The sequence below is a fragment of the Undibacterium sp. SXout20W genome, assembly GCF_049340285.1.
Classification (GTDB): Bacteria; Pseudomonadota; Gammaproteobacteria; order Burkholderiales; family Burkholderiaceae_D; genus Undibacterium.
Genome location: NZ_JBMPPH010000047.1, coordinates 21,938 through 29,215, shown reverse-complemented (window position 1 = coordinate 29,215; position 7,278 = coordinate 21,938). Strand labels below are relative to the sequence as shown.

Sequence of the window (7,278 nt, the reverse complement as noted above, 5' to 3'; positions counted from 1 at the left end):
TTACACAACAGGAGATTGATCACGCCATGAATAGACTGAATAATCGACCAAGAAAAAGATTAGGATACCTTACACCCAATCAGGTATTCTTCAAAAATACGCTTGCACTTCAAAATTGAACTCGCGCTGCTTATTTAAGCTGCTTATTTAAACTACTTATTTAAACTACTTTTTTAAACTGCTTATTTTTATTATATGTTTGAATTATTTCAACCAAATTGCTTTTTAAACTTGGCGATCGTGACGGCACTGACAAGGATGCCAATCAGCAATATTCCCAAAAACATCGGCCACAGCACCATCAAACCAGCGCCTTTCATCAAAATTCCATAGCTGGCATTAATGTAATAATACAAAGGTGATGCGTACATGCCGAGTCGCATCAGGACAGGCATTGCCTCCGGTGGCGTCCAGGCACCGGACAAAAACATCATTGGCGCCAAAATTAAAATCACCATCATGCCTGCCTGCGCCATATTATTCGTTACCGTAGCGATCAAAATACCGATCCCAGCCAAGGTACTGATATACAAAGTACTGAGGACGAAGAACAGGCACAAACTACCAACAACCGGAATCGAAAAAACGGGCACTAACACCCCAAATAACCCTAGCGCTGTGCCACCTAAAATAACGGCAACCATCGCAATGATTTTCGGTATCATAATCTGCAAAGGTGACAACGGTGAGACAAGTAATTGCTCTATCGTACCGCGCTCTTTTTCTCTCACCATCGCCGCTGCCGGCAACAGCATAGAAAATAAGGTCACCACATTAAGTAGCTCAGAAATCCCCATGAACCATGCATCATTCTGATTTGGATTAAACCAAACACGCGTTGCATTATTAATCGATGGCATATCGATTGCTCCTGCGCCGTCAATACCCAATCTCACCGCCGCTTGTTCAAGACCATAACGGGCAATGATTTGTGTCGCATCGACGGACATCAGAAAGCCCTGAACAGAATTGGCAGCATCAATCTGCAATTGCACCGCCTTATTTTCTCCACGTGCCATTGCAACACCAAACCCCGGCGGTATATCCAATACTGCCATTGCTTTACCATCATCTAATAGTTTCTGGCCTTGTTCGGCATGATGAATTCCACCGATCCAGTGAAATTCCGGCGGCATAAATCGTCCGGCCAACTCCCGTGAGGCAATAGAATGATCAAGATCAAATAAAACCAATGCGGCATTATTAAGCTGAAACGAGACACCAGTGGCAGCGTTATAAATATCGGCAGTAAATGCATACAAAACAAAAACTAGCAAAATAGGGTCACGCAATAATTGCAGCAACTCTTTCCAGGCCATTGCCTGTAGACGACTCCACCAAACACGGCTAAATATAAAATTCATGTCTTTCTCCGCATTTCAACGATTTGGGCGTTTATGAAATGCCAGAAATCCGGCGGCAAACAAGGCGGTCGCATATAGTGCCAAAATCAGCATATCCATCCATAAAGAAGTAAAGCCAACACCTTTTAAAAAACTCCCTATCACGATTTCCGCGTAATACATTCCAGGTAAAACATGTGCAATGACGGCGGCTGTTGCCGATAACGAAGGAATCGGAATAATCATGCCTGAATATAATACGGCGGGCACGACCGTCACTATCGAGGTTCCAACCATCGCTGCAACTTGCGTGTTCACGACAACCGACACCAGCAGCCCAATACCGGTAGTACAAATCACGTACAAAATCGTCGACAATAAAAAGAACAGCGGATCACCTCTGAAGGGTGCGCCGAACAATAGCAATGCGAAAGTGGCCAACGCGCAAGCATTGACAACCGAAATACCGACGTAAGGTAGAAGCTTGCCAATCAGATATTCACCACGCGATAAAGTCGATGAGTACACATTGTAAATAGCACCTGATTCTTTTTCCCGGACAACGCCTAGCGCAGTCAAAAATGGTGGCGACAGCATTAAAATTACCATGATCAATTTGGGCGCCATCGACCAGATGCTTTTCACTTCTTGATTGTATAAGTAGCGGGTTTCTAATTTGACTGGCTGTGCAATGCTACGAATTTTTTCCTCACTCATACCGGTTAGCCCAGAAATATAAGTGGCAATATTGTCGAGATTAATCGCTGCATTAATTGCATTCACATAACCTTTCGCCGTCAACGCACGAAAGGGAAAGGTGCCGTCGATCCAGGTTTGTACATTGGCGGCTCTGCCACCCCGAAGATTTTCTCCGAATTGTGGAGGGATCACGATCACCGCACGCAGACTATTGTCGATGAGAAGTTTTTCTACGTCCTTTTCCCGCGCAGCATACCCTTTGAACGAGAAATATCTGGAATCCGTAAAATGATGCGCATAGTCACGAGAACTCACTGATTGATCATAATCGACGATTGCTAATGGGATATTTTCTACATCCAACGACAGACCATACCCAAACAGCAGCATCAGCAGCGAGGGCACGATAAACGCTAAGGCAAAAAATAAGCGATCCCGAATAATCTCACGCCATTCTTTATAGGCAACCACGCGGATGCGATGCAAATTCATGGCCGGACTCCTTTAGACTGCGCATCTTTTGCTTCGAGCCGTGTGACGATATGAACGAACACATCTTCCATTGATAACTTTTTAGGTGAAATTTTAATGTCTCCCAAAGGCTTTAATAACACAGAAATTTTTTGCATGTCGCTCTCTGAATGCGCCAGCAATACATGCACCCTGGCGCCAAATAACGCTGCACTTGCGTGCCCAGAGGCTTGCAACAAATCAAGTGCCGCTTGTGGGTCATTTGTTTGAATCTCGACGAGCTTTCCCGCCTCAGCTTCGACGTCCGCTTTGAGCTTATCTGGCGACGCATCCGCAACAACCCGGCCAGCATACATCAGTGCAATGTGATCACAATGTTCGGCTTCTGACATATAGTGGGTAGTCACGAGTATCGTCACATTTTCTTCACGCGACAATTGGAAAAGTACTTCCCAAAAAGCACGACGCCCAATCGGGTCAACGCCCGAAGTGGGTTCGTCCAAAAATAATACCTGTGGTCGATGGATCAGCGCGCATCCCAATGCCAACCTTTGTCGCAATCCCATCGGCAGACTACCAGTCAAGGCCTTCCCAAACGGTCGCAAACCTGCCATATCGAGGATCCAATCCATTCTGGCGGCAGTCTCTTGACGTGTCAGACCATAGATACCGGCATATAGGCGGATATTTTCCAGTACCGTCAAATCCAGATATAAAGAAAAGGCTTGCGACATATACCCTATGCGCTCGCGAATTTGCCGTCCAGATGTCCGTACATCTGCGCCAGCAACATTGCCCTTGCCTGCGGTTTGACTCAAGATCCCTGTCAACATTTTAATGACGGTACTTTTACCGGCCCCATTGGCACCAAGCAACCCGAAAATTTCTCCCTGTTTTACCTTGAAACTTACTTGATCAACGGCTTTAAATTCACCAAACGTCCGACTCAGGTTTTCTGCTTCGATCGCCAGGCCTTGGTCTTGATGGCGCTCCGCTGTGGGTTGCGATGCCTTTTTCTGAACCGTCTTATCCAAATGTTTTTGGCGTAGTAAAGCAATAAAAATATCTTCCAGTTCTGGCTCAAGTACCTCTGTCAATTGCTGCGGTATCTGTGTAAGACATTGAGTGATATCCGCGGCAGCAACGACCGGATTCGCCTGATCAACAAAAACCCGGATCTCTTGTCCGAGCACTTCCATTTGTGGATAGTGTTGTGCCAGGCGCTTTACCGCTTCCACTTGTTGTTTTGGATTAACGCAAGTGCTGCTGATGACCGTGCCAACTGCCAGTGATTTAAGTTGGTCCGGGTCGCCAGAGGCGAGAATTTTGCCGGCATTCATCAGCGATACACGATGAAAGCGACTCGCTTCATCCATGTATGCGGTTGAAACTAAGGCGGTAATGCCTTTCTCTTTAAGTAAACGTCCCAATATGCTCCAAAACTCACGCCGCGACACCGGATCAACACCTGTCGTGGGTTCATCGAGGATTACCAGTTTGGGTTCATGAATTAAGGTACAGACCAAGCCTAACTTTTGCTTCATACCGCCCGACAAGTTCTTCATCGGTCGATCACGAAATTTATCCAGTCGGGTGCTGCGCAATAGCGATTCTTTACGCGCACTTAATTCCGGTTTGCTCAATAAGCGTAAGCCACCAAAATAGTCGATATTTTCCTCGACCGATAAATCGCCATATAAATTTTGCCCCAAGCCCTGAGGCATCAGGCCAATTCTGTCTTTGATCAGCTCACTGCTTTTTTCAGAATCAATCAGACAGTCGAATACCCGCAATTCACCTGCATCGTGCGCCAACACGCCAGCCACAACCTTCAACAAACTACTTTTACCAGCGCCATCTGGGCCGATTAAGCCATAAATTTCTCCGGCCTTTACTTGCAGAGATATGCCATCCATAGCGACGCTATCGCCATAGCGTTTCATTAAATTTTGTGCATTAACGACTAAACGTGATGCGTCAGCCACACTCGCTTCTGCTGGCCGTATTGTATTTTCCAGAGTCATCACCGAATTAGCCATCAATTCCAACGAGGCTTTTGCCAGGCAACACTTTCTTTCCAGCGTATAACTGCATCAGCTGGAATACCTGGTGTCAACCTGTGTTCTGGATTTTTGGCAATGACTAATTTAACGGCATACACGAGTTTGACTCGCTCATCTGTCGTCTGCACTTCTTTTGGAGTGAATTCAGCCCGCGAAGAGATGTAGCTTACCGTCGCATCATAAAACTGATCTGGTTGGGCGTCGGTATAAATTCTGACCGGCAAACCTAAACGTAATTGGCCAATTTTTGACTCTGGTACATATACTTTTAAATACAAATGGTCGAGGTCGACAATTTCTAAAACGGCACCACCAGGCATCACTACTTCACCGGGCTCACGTAACCGCGTCAACACGACGCCGTTACCTGGGGATTTAATCACTAAATCAGCCAATACTGACTCTGCCTCAGTCACGGCGGCCGCAGCACGATCACGTTGAGCGCGCAAGGCATCGACGTCTTGTTGCTTGGCTTTAACCTTATCGTTACCGAGACCGGCTTGCGACAGGCCTTGCTTTGCCCGATTGACAGCTTCGAGTGCTGCTTTAACATCCGACTGCGCCACTTGCCAGGCGAGCTCGGCTTGTTCATAACGATGGCGCTCTATCACACCGCGTTCAAATAAATCCTTGTTTCGGGCGGCATCAAGTTTCGCTTGTACTTCAACGGCATTCGCTTTAACCCACATCGCTTGAGCCTGACTCACACTTGCATCCGCCACGCTGACGCCCATCGGAACTTCTTTTTGGGCAATTTCCAGGTTGGCTTGCGCTGCTTTTAGTTGCGCGTCAGCGCCTTGATGGGCTTGGCGCGCTTGTTCAAGTTTCGCTTGAAAACTTTCATCTTCAAGCTGAGCAACGACGTCGCCTGATTTGACGCTGTCGCCTTCTTTGGCAAACATTTTACTGACACGCCCCGGATACTTTGCAGCGGCGACGATGCGATCACCCTCTATCCGGCCATTGGCTGGAATCAGACCTTCAGGTAATTTGCGACTTTCAGCAAAATAATAAAACAAGCCGCCACCGATCACCGCAACGGCAATACCGATGAGTACCGGCCCTAACAGTTTATTTTTATTTTCCATTTTCACTTTCTAGATAATGCTGTGTGGTGTTGCTTATATTTGCGTTGTGTTGCGCATGGTTTTTACGGTTTCTTTGAGTTGGCAATACTTATAAGGAACCCGCTGCATGCGCCAATTGCAAACGCGTTAATTCACGGTCATAAATGGCGTTATCACGGTTTGAATACGCTTGCAGACGGCTCGCTTCAGCGTCCAGAACCTCACTGTTTGGCCCCAAACCGGAGCGATAACGCTCTCGCGCCAACGCCAGACTTTCATCCGCTTGCTCGGCGGCTTTGTCGACCAATTGCATACGCGCATTCGCTTCCTGATGCGACAACCACGATTGGCGCACTTGCAATGCAATTCGCTCCCTGGCGTCGTCGGCCATTTCTGCCACGGCTTGCGCATTGGCAGACAATGCCGATGCTTGTTGTCGGATCAAGCCGCCATCAAATAAATCCCATTTCATCACGACACCGACCCACCATCCTTTATCTTCAGAAAGATATTTATTTTGAAGTTTGCTATAACCACCACTGATACCGAGTTGCGGCAAGTGTCCGGCGCTGACACTGGATGCCTGATTTCTAAAGGCATCACTTTGCTTGGACAGTTCTTGTAATTCTTGTCGCTGTTCATTGGCTGTCTTCAGCAAATCAAGCAGATTTGAAGAAGTTGGGGAGGCAATATCCACAGCCACATCCTGCAATTCAACTGGCTGCTCATACGGCCGCCCCATCCAGCGGTTATACGCAGCACGTGCCAGCTCCAGCGCATTATTCGCTTGCAGTCCCATTTGTCGGGCATTCGCTAAAGTCACCTGGGTCGCTAATAAATCATGTTTAGCGACGTAACCATGCTCGAATAATTCCTGCACATCACTTGCATGCTTGCTAACCGCATTGATGTAGCTGATCGACACAGTGACCGCATGTTGCGCTCGTAACACACCGATATATGACTGCGCGACCGCTAATTTGAGATCACTACGGGTTAAATTTGTGTGCGCCTCTGTGGCATCGGCGATCGCCTTGGCTGCAGCGACACCCGAAGAGATTTTCCCACTGGTGAAAATTGGGGCAGATACCGTCACGCCACCGTAATAAGCTGAATCCTGCGCAAACGGCAAAGCGACGCCTTGCAAAAACGGCAAAGCAGGAATATTGAGTTTCGCTGCCGGCTCATATTCGGTACGTAGATAGCCCGTCTCTAACGTCACTTTGGGTAAATAATTGGCTTGCGCAGCTGAAAGTTGATGCTGCGCCGACTGCTGTTTATATTGCGACGCAGCAACTGTATGATCGCGCGTTAAGGCCATCTCCCATGCTTGTTGCAACGACTCTGCTGACCAACAAAAAGGACTCATCGCCAATAGATTGATACAAATCAAACTCTGTGCATATAAACGTATTTTGGAGACTTTTGCGCCTTTTTTACCCCTAAAACACAGAACTTCCTGCGGCAAATAGCCTGCAAATAGTTCTCGATGTAGCCGATAAGCTAGTCGGAAATCAAAATTTCTCATAGTGAACCCTAAAGATAGTCATCACAGTGTATTGCTGTGTATGCACAATCAAATTGATCAGAATCAATTCATACTGTGAATAACTTTGCAACAATCAAAGATCACCA

The 7,278-nt window shown here is 47.0% G+C and carries 5 protein-coding genes and 1 pseudogene; 1 reads left to right on the top strand and 5 read right to left on the bottom strand.

What is annotated here, in order from left to right:
- Positions 1-119: pseudogene (locus tag ACO0K1_RS17350) on the top strand (IS30 family transposase); the annotation flags it as partial.
- A 90-nt stretch (positions 120-209) separates the two neighbouring features.
- On the opposite strand, the gene ACO0K1_RS17345 reads toward ACO0K1_RS17350, so the two are convergent.
- From ACO0K1_RS17345 to ACO0K1_RS17325, 5 genes are all read right to left on the bottom strand, one after another.
- The gene (locus ACO0K1_RS17345; RefSeq protein WP_423027998.1) at positions 210-1,364 is read right to left on the bottom strand and encodes an ABC transporter permease; all 1,155 of its coding nucleotides are present in this window, start codon (positions 1,362-1,364) and stop codon (positions 210-212) included.
- 15 nt (positions 1,365-1,379) lie between these two features.
- On the bottom strand, positions 1,380-2,534 hold the full coding sequence (locus tag ACO0K1_RS17340) for an ABC transporter permease (protein ID WP_423027996.1): 1,155 nt from the start codon (positions 2,532-2,534) through the stop codon (positions 1,380-1,382).
- The gene (locus ACO0K1_RS17335) at positions 2,531-4,552 is read right to left on the bottom strand and encodes an ATP-binding cassette domain-containing protein (protein ID WP_423027994.1); all 2,022 of its coding nucleotides are present in this window, start codon (positions 4,550-4,552) and stop codon (positions 2,531-2,533) included. Before ACO0K1_RS17335 ends, ACO0K1_RS17340 begins: the two co-directional genes overlap by 4 nt.
- On the bottom strand, positions 4,552-5,664 hold the full coding sequence (locus ACO0K1_RS17330) for an HlyD family secretion protein (RefSeq protein WP_423027992.1): 1,113 nt from the start codon (positions 5,662-5,664) through the stop codon (positions 4,552-4,554). Before ACO0K1_RS17330 ends, ACO0K1_RS17335 begins: the two co-directional genes overlap by 1 nt.
- An 88-nt stretch (positions 5,665-5,752) precedes the next feature.
- A complete protein-coding gene (locus ACO0K1_RS17325) occupies positions 5,753-7,171 on the bottom strand; it encodes a TolC family protein (protein WP_423027990.1) in 1,419 nt (472 codons plus the stop codon).
- Positions 7,172-7,278: the final 107 nt, after the last annotated feature.